14 protein-coding genes are annotated in these 15004 nt (G+C 69.9%); 12 read left to right on the forward strand and 2 right to left on the reverse strand.

Annotated elements, in window-relative coordinates:
* Positions 1-9: 9 nt before the first annotated feature.
* Complete coding sequence (locus ACQP06_RS01995; protein ID WP_357087649.1) at positions 10-756, forward strand: oxidoreductase; 747 nt, start codon at positions 10-12, stop codon at positions 754-756.
* A gap of 469 nt (positions 757-1225) precedes the next feature.
* On the opposite strand, the gene ACQP06_RS02000 is transcribed toward ACQP06_RS01995, so the two are convergent.
* The gene (locus tag ACQP06_RS02000) at positions 1226-2026 is read right to left on the reverse strand and encodes an HAD family hydrolase (RefSeq protein WP_433670046.1); all 801 of its coding nucleotides are present in this window, start codon (positions 2024-2026) and stop codon (positions 1226-1228) included.
* Positions 2027-2464: 438 nt separating this feature from the next.
* On the opposite strand from ACQP06_RS02000, the gene ssd reads away from it, so the two are divergent.
* The 8 genes from ssd (at position 2465) to ACQP06_RS02040 (ending at position 7831) form a co-directional block, all read left to right on the forward strand.
* A complete protein-coding gene (gene ssd / locus ACQP06_RS02005; RefSeq protein ID WP_433670048.1) occupies positions 2465-3778 on the forward strand; it encodes a septum site-determining protein Ssd in 1314 nt (437 codons plus the stop codon).
* Positions 3775-3972: a hypothetical protein gene (locus tag ACQP06_RS02010; RefSeq protein ID WP_433670050.1), complete on the forward strand. Its 198-nt coding sequence runs from the start codon at positions 3775-3777 to the stop codon at positions 3970-3972. Before ssd ends, ACQP06_RS02010 begins: the two co-directional genes overlap by 4 nt.
* A complete protein-coding gene (locus tag ACQP06_RS02015; RefSeq protein WP_357087639.1) occupies positions 3965-5161 on the forward strand; it encodes a TadA family conjugal transfer-associated ATPase in 1197 nt (398 codons plus the stop codon). Before ACQP06_RS02010 ends, ACQP06_RS02015 begins: the two co-directional genes overlap by 8 nt.
* Positions 5162-5395: 234 nt before the next feature.
* Entirely contained in the window at positions 5396-6208 is an 813-nt protein-coding gene (locus ACQP06_RS02020) for a type II secretion system F family protein (RefSeq protein ID WP_433670052.1), read from the forward strand.
* Positions 6205-6801 carry a type II secretion system F family protein gene (locus ACQP06_RS02025; RefSeq protein WP_433670054.1) on the forward strand — a complete coding sequence of 199 codons (597 nt, stop codon included), beginning with the start codon at positions 6205-6207 and terminating at the stop codon, positions 6799-6801. The genes ACQP06_RS02020 and ACQP06_RS02025 overlap by 4 nt, the downstream gene beginning before the upstream one ends.
* 78 nt (positions 6802-6879) lie before the next feature.
* On the forward strand, positions 6880-7074 hold the full coding sequence (locus ACQP06_RS02030) for a DUF4244 domain-containing protein (protein WP_433673213.1): 195 nt from the start codon (positions 6880-6882) through the stop codon (positions 7072-7074).
* A 35-nt stretch (positions 7075-7109) separates the two neighbouring features.
* Complete coding sequence (locus ACQP06_RS02035; protein WP_433670056.1) at positions 7110-7424, forward strand: TadE family type IV pilus minor pilin; 315 nt, start codon at positions 7110-7112, stop codon at positions 7422-7424.
* Positions 7421-7831 (forward strand): Rv3654c family TadE-like protein, encoded by a 411-nt coding sequence (locus ACQP06_RS02040; RefSeq protein ID WP_433670058.1) that lies wholly within the window; start codon positions 7421-7423, stop codon positions 7829-7831. Before ACQP06_RS02035 ends, ACQP06_RS02040 begins: the two co-directional genes overlap by 4 nt.
* Positions 7832-8151: 320 nt before the next feature.
* Here ACQP06_RS02040 and ACQP06_RS02045 read toward each other — a convergent pair whose 3' ends face one another.
* Positions 8152-10548 carry a DEAD/DEAH box helicase gene (locus ACQP06_RS02045; RefSeq protein ID WP_433670060.1) on the reverse strand — a complete coding sequence of 799 codons (2397 nt, stop codon included), beginning with the start codon at positions 10546-10548 and terminating at the stop codon, positions 8152-8154.
* 435 nt (positions 10549-10983) lie between these two features.
* Between ACQP06_RS02045 and ACQP06_RS02050 the strand changes: the two genes are divergently transcribed.
* The 3 genes from ACQP06_RS02050 to ACQP06_RS02060 all read left to right on the forward strand — a co-directional run bounded on the left by ACQP06_RS02050 (position 10984) and on the right by ACQP06_RS02060 (position 14976).
* The gene (locus ACQP06_RS02050; RefSeq protein WP_029925108.1) at positions 10984-11187 is read left to right on the forward strand and encodes a cold-shock protein; all 204 of its coding nucleotides are present in this window, start codon (positions 10984-10986) and stop codon (positions 11185-11187) included.
* Between the two features lie 317 nt (positions 11188-11504).
* A complete protein-coding gene (gene topA / locus ACQP06_RS02055) occupies positions 11505-14408 on the forward strand; it encodes a type I DNA topoisomerase (protein WP_433673214.1) in 2904 nt (967 codons plus the stop codon).
* 61 nt (positions 14409-14469) lie between these two features.
* Positions 14470-14976 carry a DinB family protein gene (locus tag ACQP06_RS02060; protein WP_404204449.1) on the forward strand — a complete coding sequence of 169 codons (507 nt, stop codon included), beginning with the start codon at positions 14470-14472 and terminating at the stop codon, positions 14974-14976.
* The last annotated feature ends 28 nt before the right edge of the window (positions 14977-15004 follow it).

The following is a 15004-nucleotide window of genomic DNA, read 5'->3' on the forward strand; positions in this document are numbered from 1 at the left end:
TCGTATCTCGTGACCGACCCGCTGCAGCCCCTCGTCGACCTGCCCGGCGTGCGCGACGCCGCCGACAAGGCCCGTGACGCTCTCGCCGAGGTGCACCGCCACCGGGCGAACCGCCGCGGCTGGCCCACCACCGCCGCCGAGGCCGCCGTCCGCGCGGCCCGCTCCTCGGCCGCCATCGAGGGCGGCACCATCGATCTGCCCGCCGACGGCAATGTCGAGGACCCGATCCTCGCCGGTTCGCTGCGGGTAGGGCAGGCCCTGGACGCGGAGGCCCTCACCAACCTGGTCGGCGTCTGGCAGCGCGCGCCCCTCCAGGCTCTGGCCCGCCTGCACCTGCTCGCCGCGGCCGACATGGTCGAGGACCAGCAGCAGCTGGGCCGCCCGCGCAATGTGCCCGGAGTCGCCGAGCGCCTGGACCTGCTGGCCCAGACCGTCACCACGACCAAAGCGCCCGCGCCGGTCATCGCGGCCGTCGTCCACGGGGAGCTGCTCTCGCTGCGCCCCTTCGGCACCGCCGACGGGATCGTCGCCCGGGCCGCCTCCCGGCTCGTCGCGGTGTCCAGTGGTCTTGACCCCCACAGCCTCGGCGTCCCCGAGGTTTTCTGGCTCCGCCGCCGTCAGGCGTACCTGGACGCGGCGGCCTCCTTCGGCATGGGCACCGCCGACGGGGTCGGCGGCTGGGTGATCTTCACCTGCGGCGCGCTCGAGGACGGCGCGCGCGAAGCCCGCTCGATCGCGGACGCGGCCTCGGGGTAAACACCCCTGGCATCGAAAATGCGTGTGCCCCACCGTAATTCGAGGTCTCACACGCATTAAGAGCGGGCGGCGTTGTCGCGATTGCGACCTCACCGCCCGCTAGCACGGACTACCTGGTTACCAAGCGTGCTTTTCGGGTTGTGTTCTCTTCGGCCTCGGCGAGCTCTCCGGGATCCGGTGGTTCATCCCCGCATTGGATGCGAGGCCCTCGCCGTCGAAATCCTGGATAACGCAGGCCCACAACTATCCGTGCCCTTGTCGCGGCGTGCTCCGCGTGGGTGCCTGGTGTCCGTGCTGGGAAGGGTGGGATGGGAGGTCGAATCTTCTCTTCCGATCCGATCTTGGCCTTCCGTCCTTCCGTGCCTCCATTGTTACCCCGTGACCGCCGTCACATCAAGACCTGCGGAAACTTTCCAATCCCGGCGTGTCCGTCTCGTTTCACGCCCGGTATTTCGGACGAATGACCGGGTCAGCGACGACGGCGCAGCAGCCGGTAACTCAGCGCCCCGGCCGCCACCGCGCTCAAGCCGACCGCGACCGTCGCGGCCACCGTGGTGGTCGTCGGCGCCGGGATCCGGGCCCACAGCGACACCGGGTTCGAGAAGGCCAGCACCGGCCAGCCGCGGGCGGCGGCCTCGCGCCGCAGACCCCGGTCCGGGTTCACCGCGGTCGGATGACCGACCACCTCCAGCATCGGCAGATCGGTCACCGAGTCGGAGTAGGCGTAACAGCGGTCCAGATCGTAATCGTATTGCGCGGCAAGCTTTTCGATCGCCTCGACCTTGCCGGGGCCGTAGCAGTAGAACTCCACTTCGCCCGCGTACCGGCCGCTCTCGATCACCATCCGGGTGGCGGCGAAGTGGTCCGCGCCCAGGGCGGCCGCGATCGGGGCCACCACCTCCTCGCCGGAGGCGGAGACGATCACCACGTCGTGTCCCCGAATCCGATGGTCCGCAATGAGATCCGCGGCCTCGGCGTAGATCAGCGGGTCCACGATGTCGTGCAGGGTCTCGGCGACGATCGAGCGCACCTGGTCGACATCCCAGCCCGCGCACATCTTGGTGAGGTGCTCGCGCATGCGCTCCATCTGGTCGTGATCGGCGCCGGACAGCAGGAACAGGAAGTGCGCGTAGCTGCTCTCCAGCACCGCGCGCCGGCTGAGCAGGCCCTGGTCCAGGAACGGCTTGCTGAAGACGAAGGCGCTCGACCGGGCGATCACCGTCTTGTCGAGATCGAAGAAGGCGGCGACTCGTCCGCGTTCGGCTGTCACGGGTCCAGGATATGGTTCCGGGTCGCGCGGCGGGCGTCGTGGGTCGTCCCGCGCGGGTCCTCGATGCGCCGGGGTCCTTCATGCGACGCGGTCGGCGGCCATGGTCGACGTCACGTTTGAACTGGGGTTCGTCGGGGTTAGCCAGCGGGAAGCCGGGCGGTCAGGACGGGAAAAAGACTCGCCGGGCGGACTTGCAATACGGCCGGGGCTTGGGTGTAGTATCGCAGTTACCTGGACATGGTCCAGGCGCGTTCAGCCCGACCCCCCGGGGCTGAACCCGACGGCCCCAGCCTCCTCCCCCCCCGGCTGGGGCCGTCCTCTATTTTCAGGCGGTTTCGGATCCGCCCACACTTCCCGAATTGTCCACAGGCCGCGTGTTATCCACACTCGCCGTCGGGCCGCTGTCGTCGCTTCGTCATTCGGGCGACGCTGACCTGCATGAACTCCGATGTCGCCACCCCACCCGCGCTCGCACTGGTCGCCGATCCCCGTCTGCGCGAGGAGATCCGCCGTATCGCCGCCGCGGCCGACCGCCCGCTCGACGAACGCGTGCCGCCCCCGGGTCGACACCCCTGGACAGCCGCGTCCGTCATCGTCCTCGATACCGCCGCCGCGCATAGCTGCGTATCCGCCGGGCACCCCCGCCGCTCGGGGATCCTCCTGGTGACCGACGGCGAGCCGAGTTTGCTCGACTGGCAAGCCGCCACCGCGGCGGGCGCCGAACAAGTCCTTCCCCTGCCCGCCGCGGCCGACGCCTTGATCGCCGCCTTCGCCGCCCACGACGGCCGCCGTCCCGGCGACGGCGCGGTCCTCGCGGTCGCGGGGGCGGGCGCCGGTGCGGGCGCCTCGGTGCTCGCCGCCGCCGTAGCCCTCACCGCCGCAGGGCGTTTCCGCGACCGCACCCTGCTCGTCGACTGCGCGCCCTACGGCGGCGGCCTCGATCTGCTGCTCGGTCTGGAGAAGCACGCGGGCCTGCGGTGGCCCGACCTCACCATCGAACACGGCCGGGTCGCCGCCTCGGCGCTGCACCAGGCGTTGCCCGTCACCTCGGGGCTGGCCGTCCTCTCCTGTGGAAGAGCCGCTCCCGCAGGGGAACTCGATGCGGAGGGCTGTGAAATCGATCGAGGAGTGATGGCCGGTTACTCCGGAATCTCCGGAGTGGCAACCGAACTCGGCTCCGGATCGGACACGTCGAGCGGCGCGTGGGTGGATGGCGGTGGAGCGAATTCGCCGCTGGCGCCGGCTGCGGTGCGTGCCGTCCTGGAGGGTGGTCGTGCGGCCGGTGATCTGGTGGTCGCCGACCTGTCCAGCGACCATGGTCCGCACACGGACCAAGTTCTCGATCTGGCGGATCTGGTGGTGCTGGTGACGCAGGCGCGACTCCGTTCGATCGCCGCGGCGGAATCCGCAGCGGCCTACCTGAAGGCCCGAAACCCGCATGTGCGCTTGATCATCCGTGGACCGGCCCCGGGCGGCCTCGCGCCCACGGATATCGCGGAGACCCTCGCGCTGCCACTGCTGTCGGCCGTTCCCTCCCAGCCGGGGCTGACCGAGCGCCTGGAGCGGGGTGGCCTCACCGTGCGTCGTCGTGGTCCGCTCCGCACCGCCGCTGAATCCGCGCTGACGGCCTTGTTCACCGGTGGTCCCGGCCACGACCGCGTCGCGCGCCACCCGGGCCCGTTCTGGTGGAGTGTCGCCCGGACGCGTGGCACCCATGCGGGGTCGCAGGCGTCAGCACAGGTGGGCCGATGACGCCGGGATGCGGGCGCTGCCGATTGCAGCGGGTGCTCGTGGGCATCTGGCCGGATGCGGGGACGCCACAGGCATCGGGCGGCGGTCCGCTGGCGCACGCGCGGTCGACCGCCGGGCGGTTGACCTACTGCCGTATCGGGTCCGGGCCGGGCTGCCGGTGGCTCGCGTTCGATGTGGAGGTGCGCGATGAGTGAGCTGGTGACGGCCGAACTGCTGGAGCGGGTGCGGGAACGGCTGGCCGACGGGGCCGCCGACCCGGATCCGGCGCGGGTGGCGGCGGCCATCCGGACCGAGGCGGGCGGGGTGCTGGCCGACACGGATCTGTTGCGCGCCTTGCGAATGCTGCAGACCGAGATGACCGGAGCCGGGGTGCTGGAACCGCTGCTGCACGATCCCGAGGTGGCCGATGTGCTGGTCACCGGACCGGAGTCGGTGTGGGTGGATCGCGGGCGGGGGTTGCGACGCACCTCGATCCGATTCCCGGACGAGGCGGCGGTGCGGCGGCTGGCCCAGCGGCTCGCACTGGCGGCGGGGCGCAGGCTGGACGACGCGCAGCCGTGGGTGGACGGTCGACTGCCGGGAATCGGCGCGGCACAGGGGCATTCGTTCGGCGTCCGACTGCACGCGGTGCTCTCGCCGATCGCACACGGCGGCACCTGCCTGTCCCTGCGGGTGCTGCGGCCCGCCACCCTGGGCTTGGATGCCCTCGCCGCGGCCGGGGCGGTGAACTCCGATGCGAAGTCGCTGCTGGAGCGCATCATTCGCGCCCGGCTCGCGTTCCTGGTGGTGGGCGGCACCGGGTCGGGCAAGACAACCCTCCTGTCGAGTCTGCTGGCCACGGTCGATCCTGCCGAGCGCATCGTCTGTGTCGAGGACGCGGCCGAGCTCGCGCCGCCGCATCCGCACGTGGTCCGGCTGGTGGCCCGGCCCGCCAATGTCGAAGGCGCGGGCCAAGTCACGATGCGCGACCTGGTCCGCCAGGCGCTCCGCATGCGACCCGACCGCATCGTCGTCGGGGAGGTCCGCGGCGCGGAGGTGGTGGACCTCCTGACGGCCCTGAACACCGGGCACGACGGCGGGGCGGGCACGGTGCACGCGAACTCGCCCGGCGAGGTCCCGGCCCGCCTGGAGGCGCTGGCCGCCCTCGGCGGCCTGCCCGCGGCCGCCCTGCACAGCCAGCTGGCGGCGGCGATCCAGGTGATCCTGCACGTTCACCGCCACCCCGACGGCCGCCGCACACTCCGCGAGATCGGCCTGGTCACGGCCGACCGCGGCCGGGTGCGGTTCGTACCCGCATGGACCGCCGACGACCGTCCGGCCCCGGCGGCGTCCGCCCTGCTGACCCTGCTCGACGAAAGGACCCCTGATGATTCCCGCGAGTGACGAGTGCTCGGGTTCGTGCGGGTGCCCGCGGCCCGCGGAGGCTCCACGTGTCCGTCTGGAGAAGACCTACCCGGTTCCGGTCGGTAATGCGCCGTGCTGCAATCCATTCGGGGTGCACGGGTCGCGGTTCCCAGGTATCAGGCTGGCCCGGCCCGTCGGATGCTGTCGCTGTTCGAACAGTGATTCCCGTGGGGCACAAGATGAGTCGACAACGTCGATGAGCGAAGGCAACTGATGTCGACCACCATCGGCCAGCCCGCGTCCGTGCTGGCGTGTGTCGCGCTCGCGCTGTTCGTGTTGCCGCCGCCCATCGCCCGGCGACGGATGAACAGGTTGTTCGATCAACCTGCGCTCGCGCGAAAGGCGCAGTGCACCTGGACCGTTCGTGCTCTGCCGCTCGCCGCCGCGCCCCTGCTTCTGTTCGCCGGTCCCGGACCGGTTCTGGCGGGTCTGCTGGTGTCCGCGACCCTTGTGATCCGCTCTCGGCGTACCCGTCGGGAGCGGTCGCGGATCGCCGCCACCGCGCAGCTCCTGGAGGGGCTGGAGGCGGTGATCGGTGAACTGCGCATTGGCGCGCACCCGAGCGCGGCGGCCGCGGTGGCGGCCGTCGAGACCGAGGGTGAGGTGGCCAGGGCCTTCGCGGTCAGCTCCGCGCGCAGCCGGCTGGGAGGGTCCGGCGCTGAGGGCCTGCGCCGCCCCGATTCGGTGGTGGCTCGAGAACTGTCCCGGGTGGCCGGTGCCTGGCGGGTGGCGGAACGGTACGGTCTCGCATTGGCCGAGCTGCTGACGGCCGCCCGTCTGGATCTACTGGGTCGCAAGCGCTTCCGGGACCGCACCGCCGCGGCGCTGGCCGGAGCCCGGGCGACAGCGGTGGTGCTGGCCCTACTGCCGGTGCTCGGTATCGGCCTCGGACAGCTGATGGGCGCGGCCCCACTGCGGGTACTGTTCCTGTCCCCGGCGGGAACGGCTTTGCTGCCGTTGGGTTCCGCGCTCACCTGTGCCGGTCTGCTGTGGTCCGATGCCATCGCGGGCAAGGTGCTGCGATGAGTCCGGCTGTCGCTGTGCTGGCGGCCCTCGCCCTGCTGGTCCTGCCGGGTCGGGGCGGCGCGGTGCGCAGACTGCGCTGGATGCGCGACTCGACGTCGGCGGAACCGCCGGTGCCGTCGGCGTATCCGGCCGATCCGGACGTGCTGGGTGTCGCCTCGGCGCTCGATCTGCTCGCGGCCTGCCTGCGAGCCGGACTGCCCACCGCACAGGCTGCCGCCGCGGTGGCCACCGAATCGCCTGAGCCCTTGGCGTCGGCACTGTCGCGGGTCTCGGATCTGCTGATGCTGGGCGCGGATCCGACGAGCGCCTGGGCGCAGGCCACCGAGGGCATCGCCGACGACGCGGTGGCGGCGCTGGCCCGGATGGCCCGCCGGTCGGCGCGTTCGGGGACCGGATTGGCCACCGCCGTCACCGAATTGGCGGAACGCCGCCGCGGGGAGCTCGAGGATGCCGCCGCCGCCCGCGCCGAGCGGGCCGGGGTGCTGATCGGCGGCCCGCTCGGTCTCTGCTTCCTGCCCGCCTTCGTGTGCCTGGGCATCGTCCCGGTGGTGCTGGGTCTGGCGGGCCGGGTACTGGACGGCGGTCTGCTGTGACCGCCGACGACTGTGCCGGCGCGGAACGGCCGCGCCGCGACGAGGGAGGGAGAGACCGTGGGAACGACCGTCCGGCACCTGTACTGGGAACTGCGCGCCAGACTGCTGCACGCCCTCACCGCCGACTCCGGCATGAGCACCGCCGAGTACGCGATCGGCACCATCGCGGCCGCGGCCTTCGGCGCGGTGCTCTACACCGTGGTCACCGGGAACAGCATCGTGAGCGCCCTGACCGCCATCATCGACCGAGCTCTGAAGACTCCCGTCAAGTGACGTATGCCACACCACCTGATCATGCCGAGGCGGGGATGGCGACCGTTGAGGCGGCGATCGCGCTGGTCGCGCTGGTCGCGGTCGTGATTCTCGGGGTGGGCGCCCTGCTGGCGGTGTCGGCGCAGGTGCGCTGTGTCGACGCCGCCCGTGAGGCGGCCCGGCTGGCGGCTCGCGGCGAGACCGACGCGGGCGTCGCGACCGCCCGGCGGCTGGCACCGTCGGATGCCCGGATCGTCGTCCGGTCCGAGGGGGAGCTCGTGGTGGCCGAGGTGAGCGCCCACGCCGCGCTGGTCCCGGTGACGCTGCACGCGGCGGCGGTCGCGGCTCGGGAACCGGGGGAGTCGCCATGATCCGCCTGCGCCGGGATCGCGCGACGTGGGATTCGGGCGGGGTGACGGTGACCGCGTGCCTGGCGCTGATCGGCCTGTTCGCGGTGACGATCCTGGTCGCGCAGGTCGGGGTGGCGGTCACGGCCCGGCATCGGGCGCAGGCCGCCGCGGATCTGGGCGCGCTCGCGGCGGCGGGTGCCCTGGACGGCGGTGTCGGCGCCGCGTGCCGCCGGGCCGCCGAGATCGCGGACCGCATGGGTGTCCGGTCTGTCGGGTGCGAGGCGCGGGGGTGGGACGTGACGGTGACGGTCGTCGGGCGGGTGTCGCTCGGGCCGATCGGGGAGCGGGATGTCCGGGCCGCCGCTCGGGCCGGCTTGGGGGATGACCTGGGGTTGCGAGGGGATATCTCGTACCGAGCGGTTGGTTAGAATTGTGATGGCGCGGGCCACATCGGTGGTCGATCAATGCGGAAATTCGATGAAAGCTTTAGCCGAATTGAAGAGGTGTCGATTGCATTGCAATTCGTTGCCCGAGACTCATTCGAATGAATGCACAGGTAAATCCGCGGGTGACATATTCGAGTGGAGCAACCCCTCAGTTAACAGGATCACATCCCTTTTTAATCGACTTGACGCCTCGGCGTGTCGCCGCCACCCTCCAGCATCCGGATTCGGCCCGATATCTGCCAGTTGACGACGCCGACCGGTTGGTCGGATGGCGCTCCGGTCTCACCGCGGCGACGGCGGCGTCACGGTTCGGGCGTGCCGTCGTCACCTTCGCCCAGATCGGCCAGAACCGCCCGGAGGAGCCGGGCTGCCCCGGCCTTGTCCAGGGGATTGTTGCCGTTCCCGCACTTGGGCGACTGCACGCAGGACGGGCACCCGGCCGCGCAGCCGCAGGAGTCGATCACGCCCAGCGTGGCGGTGAGCCAGTGTCGCAGTCGCAGGAACCCGCGTTCGGCGAATCCGGCCCCGCCGGGATGTCCGTCGTAGACGAATACTGTCGGCAGGCCGGTGTCGGCATGTTCAGCCGTCGACACTCCGCCGATGTCCCACCGATCGCAGGTCGCGACCAGCGGCAGCATGCCGATGGCGGCGTGTTCGGCCGCGTGCAGCGCGCCCGCGGCGTGTCGCGCATCGATCCCGGCCCGGGCCAGCAGATCCGGCGTGACCGTGTAGTACACCGCCCGGGTCGGCAGGGTCTGGGCGGGCATGTCCAGCGAGATCAGGTCCAGCACCTCGCCGCTGGGCAGTCTGCGCAGGTAGGCGATGACCTGCCGGGTGACCAGCACCTGGGCCAAACCCGTGGTGACCGAGCCGTACCGCCGTTCCTCGGTGACCGCCTCGATCTCCAGCGTGGTCACCGCCCGCGCGCTGGTGCTCCACCCCGGCGTGTCGGCGCGGACCAGGGCGACACCCTCCTCCAGGTCCAGCTCGTCGACCACATAGCTCTCGCCCTGATGCAGGTGCACCGCGCCCGGGTGCAGGGTGGCGGGGGCGCGCCCGGCGTCGGTGGTGCCCAGCATGCGCCCCGATTCGACGTCCACCACGGCGATCGCGGTGCCGATGCCGCCGCGCACGTCCACCGCGTCGTGCGGGTGCGCGTCGGCCGTCACGAACCAGCGCGCCGACCCGTCCCGCGCCACCCCCGCGCGCCGCCGGATCAGACCCTGTTCGGCCAGGTCGGACAGCAGTTCCCAGGCTTCGAAGGCGTGCACCTCGGCGTCGCTGAGCGGCTGTTCCAGCGCCGCGCACAGCAGGTGCGGCCCGAGCACGTACGGATTGTGCGGGTCGGTGATCGTCGCTTCCAGCGGCCGCCCGAGCAGCGCTTCCGGGTGGTGCACGAGGTAGGTGTCCAGCGGGTCGTCACGGGCGATGAGCAGCACCAACGACCCCTGCGTGCGGCGCCCGGCGCGCCCGGCCTGCTGCCAGAACGACGCGACCGTCCCCGGGTATCCCGCCACCACGACGGCGTCCAGTCCGGCGATGTCCACGCCCAGTTCCAGGGCATTCGTGGTGGCCGCCCCCAGTAGCGTGCCCTCCGACAGGGCGGCTTCCAGGGCGCGCCGGTCCTCGGCCAGATACCCGGCCCGATAGGCCGCGACACGCCCGGGCAGTCCCGCGTCCACGTCGGCGAGCAGCCGCCGGGTGTCCATGGCGATGAGTTCCGCGCCGCGCCGGGACCGCACGAAGGTCAGGGTGCGGGCGCCCTCGGCGACCAGATCGGCCATCACGGTGGCCGCTTCCGCCCCGGCCGAACGCCGCAGGGCCGCACCGTTTTCCCCGGTCACGCCGCTGCCGACGAGCGGCGGCTCCCACAGCGCCACGGTCCGCGCGCCCTGCGGCGACCCGTCCTCGGTGACCGCGACACACGGTGCGCCGATGAGCTTCTCGGCGGTGGCGGCGGGGTCGGCGGCGGTCGCCGAGCACAGCACGAAGACCGGATCGGCCCCGTACCGCTCGGCGAGTCGCCGGAGTCGGCGCAGCACCAGGGCCACGTGCGACCCGAAAACTCCCCGGTAGATATGGCATTCGTCGACCACGATGTACTTCAGCTGCCGAAACAGCCGCGCCCACCGCTGATGCGACCGCAACATGCCGACGTGCAACATGTCCGGATTGGTGAAGACCCAGCGCGCGTGCGCCCGCACCCACTGCCGGATCTCCGCCGGCGTGTCGCCGTCGTAGGGCGCGGGATGGATGCTCCGCAGCGGATCTTCGCTGGTCAGCTCGTTGACCATGCGCAGCTGGTCGGCTCCCAGCGCTTTGGTCGGCGCGAGATACAGCGCGGTGGCCCGCGGATCCTCCTGTAGCGCGGTCAGCACCGGCAGCTGGTACGCCAGCGACTTTCCAGACGCCGTTCCGGTCGACACCACCACGTGTCGGCCCGCCGCGGCGAGGTCCGCGGCCCGGCTCTGGTGGCTCCACGGCTCCGCGACGCCGGCCGCCTGAACTGCGGCGATGACGTCGGGAGATGTCCATTCGGGCCATTTCGTGACCTGCGCCGCGCGCGGTGGTAGCTCACGAACATGAGTGAGCCGGGGGTCACCTGAAACAGGGCCGTTTAGGACACGATTCAGCAACGATCTCCCGTAGCTGATGTCGCTCGCATCTCCGGATCGCGGCGCCGGATCTCGATCAATCATCGAAGCGCCATCGCGACACGCCGAAGGGGTGCGAAACGTGTGTGCGTCCGCCGCTCTACCTGCCATTTCACTACAGGGTAGCGACCTGCCTCACACCCTGTTTGCCAGATGCTCGCTCTGTTATCCGGAAGCAAACCAACTTCAAGTACGGATTTGGGCATTATGCCCCTCACCTGCGCATTCGCAAGATCAACTTTTTTGCAAATTGTGGGTAACTCCGCTGTTGAATTGCCCGAAGACATGGTTCCCTGGTCCCTGGTCGCAAGCTTCTGTGTTCGAGGGAACGGATCTAAAGTCCAAACCATCAGCAGGATCGATGTTGCGAACGGTGTACTAGGTGCTTTCCTGCAGGGGGAACAGAGTACAGCGGTCTCAACGGACCCGGTGGATGAACCCAGTTGTCCGCCGTTCCGGTATGGAAAGAGAAGGAACAGAATGGCACAGGGAACTGTGAAGTGGTTCAACGCGGAGAAGGGGTTCGGCTTCATCGCGCCCGAGGACGGCTCCGCTGACGTCTTCGTCCACTACTCCGAGATCCAGGGGTCGGGCTTCCGCACCCTCGAGGAGAACCAGAAGGTCGAGTTCGAGGTTGGTCAGGGCACCAAGGGCCCGCAGGCCACCGGTGTTCGCGCGCTCTGAGCGCGCCAACCCCTAAGGTTCCGTCCCCCATCGCCCCCGGCGGTGGGGGACGACCCATATCTTGACCCATTACACTCGATCACGATCAGGGGCTACATCGTCGCCGCGCACCAGCCGCGGCCTTTGAACACGGTATAAACGTTGCTGGCAGCGATATCGGACATCGCAGCCGCTTTGCCCCAGCCGCGTAGAGCGCGTACACCAAGCTCCGGCGCGGATCGAGACGAAAGGTGTGTTCGCCGGTGGCAACACGAGACCGCGGTGCAGCGCCGAACCCCGAGGCAGCGCCCGACCAGGGCCGTTCCCTGCGTCGTCTCGTGATCGTCGAGTCGCCGACGAAGGCCAAGAAGATCGCCCCGTATCTGGGCCGCGGTTATGTGGTCGAGGCGTCGGTCGGCCACATTCGGGACCTGCCGCGTGGTGCGGCGGATGTGCCCGCCAAATACAAAGGACAACAGTGGGCCCGGCTCGGCGTCGACGTCGACCATGATTTCGAGCCCATCTATGTTGTCAGCCCCGAAAAGAAGGGGAAGGTCAGCGAGCTGAAGAGCCTGCTGGCCGACGCCGACGAGCTCTACCTCGCCACCGACCCCGACCGCGAGGGCGAGGCCATCGCCTGGCATCTGCTCGAAACCCTCAAGCCCAAGGTGCCGGTCCGGCGCATGGTGTTCCACGAGATCACCGAGCCCGCGATCCGCGCGGCCGCCGCCGACACCCGGGAACTGGACCAGGATCTGGTCGACGCGCAGGAGACGCGGCGCATCCTGGACCGCCTCTACGGCTACGAAGTGTCGCCGGTGCTGTGGAAGAAGGTCATGCCGCGGCTGTCGGCGGGCCGCGTGCAGTCCGTGGCGACCCGCGTCATCGTGCAGCGCGAGCGGGAGCGCATGGCGTTCCGGTCCGCGGAGTACTGGGACATCGCGGCCAAACTGGATGCCGGCGGCAAGGAGGACGGCGGGAATCCGCGGGTCTTCGGCGCGCGCCTGGTCAGTGTCGACGGTCTGCGGGTCGCGACCGGTCGTGATTTCGGCGCCGACGGGCAGCTGAAGTCCGGCGAGCGCAATGCCCCGACCGTGCGGGTGCTACACGCCCACGACGCGCAGCACCTGGCCGAGTCGCTGCACGGTGTGAATCTCGCCGTCACCTCGGTGGAGTCCAAGCCGTACACGCGAAAGCCGTACGCGCCGTTCATGACCTCGACCTTGCAACAGGAGGCGGCACGCAAGCTGCGTTTCACCTCCGAGCGCACCATGCGGGTGGCGCAGCGGCTGTACGAGAACGGCTACATCACCTACATGCGTACCGACTCGACGACGCTGTCGGAGTCGGCGATTCAGGCGGCGCGGTCGCAGGCCACCCAGTTGTACGGTGCGGAGTACGTCAGCCCGACACCGCGCCAGTACACGCGCAAGGTCAAGAACGCGCAGGAAGCACACGAGGCGATTCGCCCCGCCGGTGACACCTTCGCCACGCCGGGGCAGCTGCACAACAAGGTCGACAACGACGAATTCCGTCTGTACGAGCTGATCTGGCAGCGCACCGTGGCCTCGCAGATGCAGGACGCGCGCGGCACCACGCTGACCGTCCGCATCACCGGTGTCGCGAATTCCGGTGAGGAGTGCGTGTTCTCGGCGTCGGGCCGGACCATCACCTTCGCGGGCTTCCTCAAGGCGTACGTGGAGAGTGTCGACGAGGAGGCGGGCGGCCAGTCCGATGACGCCGAATCGCGCCTGCCCGCGCTGACCGAGGGCCAGGGCGTCACCGCCATCGAGCTGCTGCCGGACGGGCACACCACCAATCCGCCCGCGCGATTCACCGAAGCCTCGCTGATCAAGGCGCTGGAAGACCTCGGCATCGGCCGTCCGTCCACCTACTCCTCGATCATCAAGACCATTCTCGACCGCGGTTACGTGTACAAGCGCGGTAGCGCGCTGGTGCCGTCGTGGGTGGCGTTCGCGGTGATCGGCCTGCTGGAGGAACACTTCGGGCGGCTGGTGGACTTCGACTTCACCGCGGCCATGGAAGATGACCTCGACGCCATCGCCGGCGGTCGCGAGCAGCGCGGAAACTGGTTGTCCTCCTTCTATTTCGGTGGCGATCACGGTGCGCAGGGTTCGGTCGCGCGCGAGGGCGGCCTGAAAAAGATGGTGGGCGAACGGCTCGACGGCATCGACGCGCGAGAAGTGAACTCCATCAAGCTCTTCGCCGACGAAGAGGGCCGCGATGTGGTGGTCCGGGTCGGCAAGTTCGGGCCGTACCTGGAGCGCATGGTCGTCAATCCCGATGACCCGGACGGGGATCCGGTCTCGCAGCGCGCCAACCTGCCCGACGATCTGCCGCCGGACGAGCTGACCCCGGAGGTCGCGGAGAAGCTGTTCGCGACGCCGCAGGAGGGTCGATCGCTGGGTGTGGATCCGGTGTCCGGGCACGAAATCGTCGCCAAGGAAGGACGTTTCGGCCCGTACGTCACCGAGGTCCTGCCCGAGCCGGTCGAGGAGGCCGACACCGGCGCGAAGAAGACCAAGAAGGCGGCCGACAAGCCGAAGCCGCGCACCGGCTCGCTGTTCAAGTCCATGAGCGTGGAGACGGTGACGCTGGACGAGGCGCTGCGGCTGCTGTCGTTGCCGCGCGTGGTCGGCGTCGACCCGACTTCCGGGGACGAGATCACCTCGCAGAACGGTCGCTACGGGCCGTACCTGAAGAAGGGCACCGACTCTCGGTCGCTCACCAACGAGGACCAGATCTTCACGGTGACCCTCGAGGAGGCGCTCAAGATCTACGCCGAGCCCAAGCGGCGCGGCGGGCAGGCGGCGAGCGCGCCGCCGCTGCGGGAACTGGGCGTCGACCCGGTGTCGGAGAAGCCGATGGTGATCAAGGACGGCCGTTTCGGTCCGTATGTCACCGATGGCGAGACCAATGCCAGCCTGCGCAAGGGCGACGAGGTCGAATCCATCACCGACGCCCGGGCTTCGGAGCTGCTGGCGGACCGGCGGGCGCGCGGCCCGGTGAAGAAGGCCGCGAAGAAGACGGCCAAGAAGGCGGCGGCGAAGAAGACCCCGGCCAAGAAGACGGCGGTCGCCAAGACCGTGGTCAAGAAGGCGGCGGCGAAGAAGGCGGCGGCCAAGACGGCCGACGGCGTCACCACCAAGAAGGCCGCGGCGGCGAAGAAGGCCCCGGTCAAGAAGGCCGCGACGAAGAGCGCCGCGTCGGCGCAATCCTGACGATCGTCGGTGCCCTGCCGTAGCGTGCTGTTCGGAACACGCACCAGCGGAAGGGCATTCGATGACGGTCGACCACGAGCGGGAAGAGCTGATCAAGGTTCTCGCGAGCCAGCGGGACCTGTTCCGGATCACGGTCCGGGGCATCGACGACGAACAGGCGCGCCAGCGCACCACGATCAGTGAACTCACCCTCGGTGGGCTGCTCAGTCATTGTGTGAATGTCGAGCGGCACTGGACCACCATCCTGGTCGAGCGGGACCCGAACTCCGAATTCGACGTCTCCCGAATGGATTCCGAGTACCGGCTGGACGCGGACCAGACGGTCGCGGGGCTGCTCACCGAGTGGGAGGCGGTGGCCGAGCACACCGCGAAGCTGATCCGCGAACTGCCGAACCTCGAGGATTCGGTGCCGACGCCGACCGCCCCGTGGGCGCCGGAGCGGGAGTGGCTGACCGTGCGCTACATCCTGCTGCACATCCTGCGGGAGATCGCGCACCATTCCGGCCACGCGGACATCCTGCGTGAGGCGCTGGACGGCGCGAACACGACATATCAGCGCGCGAACTGACACTCGGCGGCGCTGTCGGGGGTGGCCG

The organism is Nocardia sp. CA-136227 (assembly GCF_050955695.1).
GTDB lineage: Bacteria > Actinomycetota > Actinomycetes > Mycobacteriales > Mycobacteriaceae > Nocardia.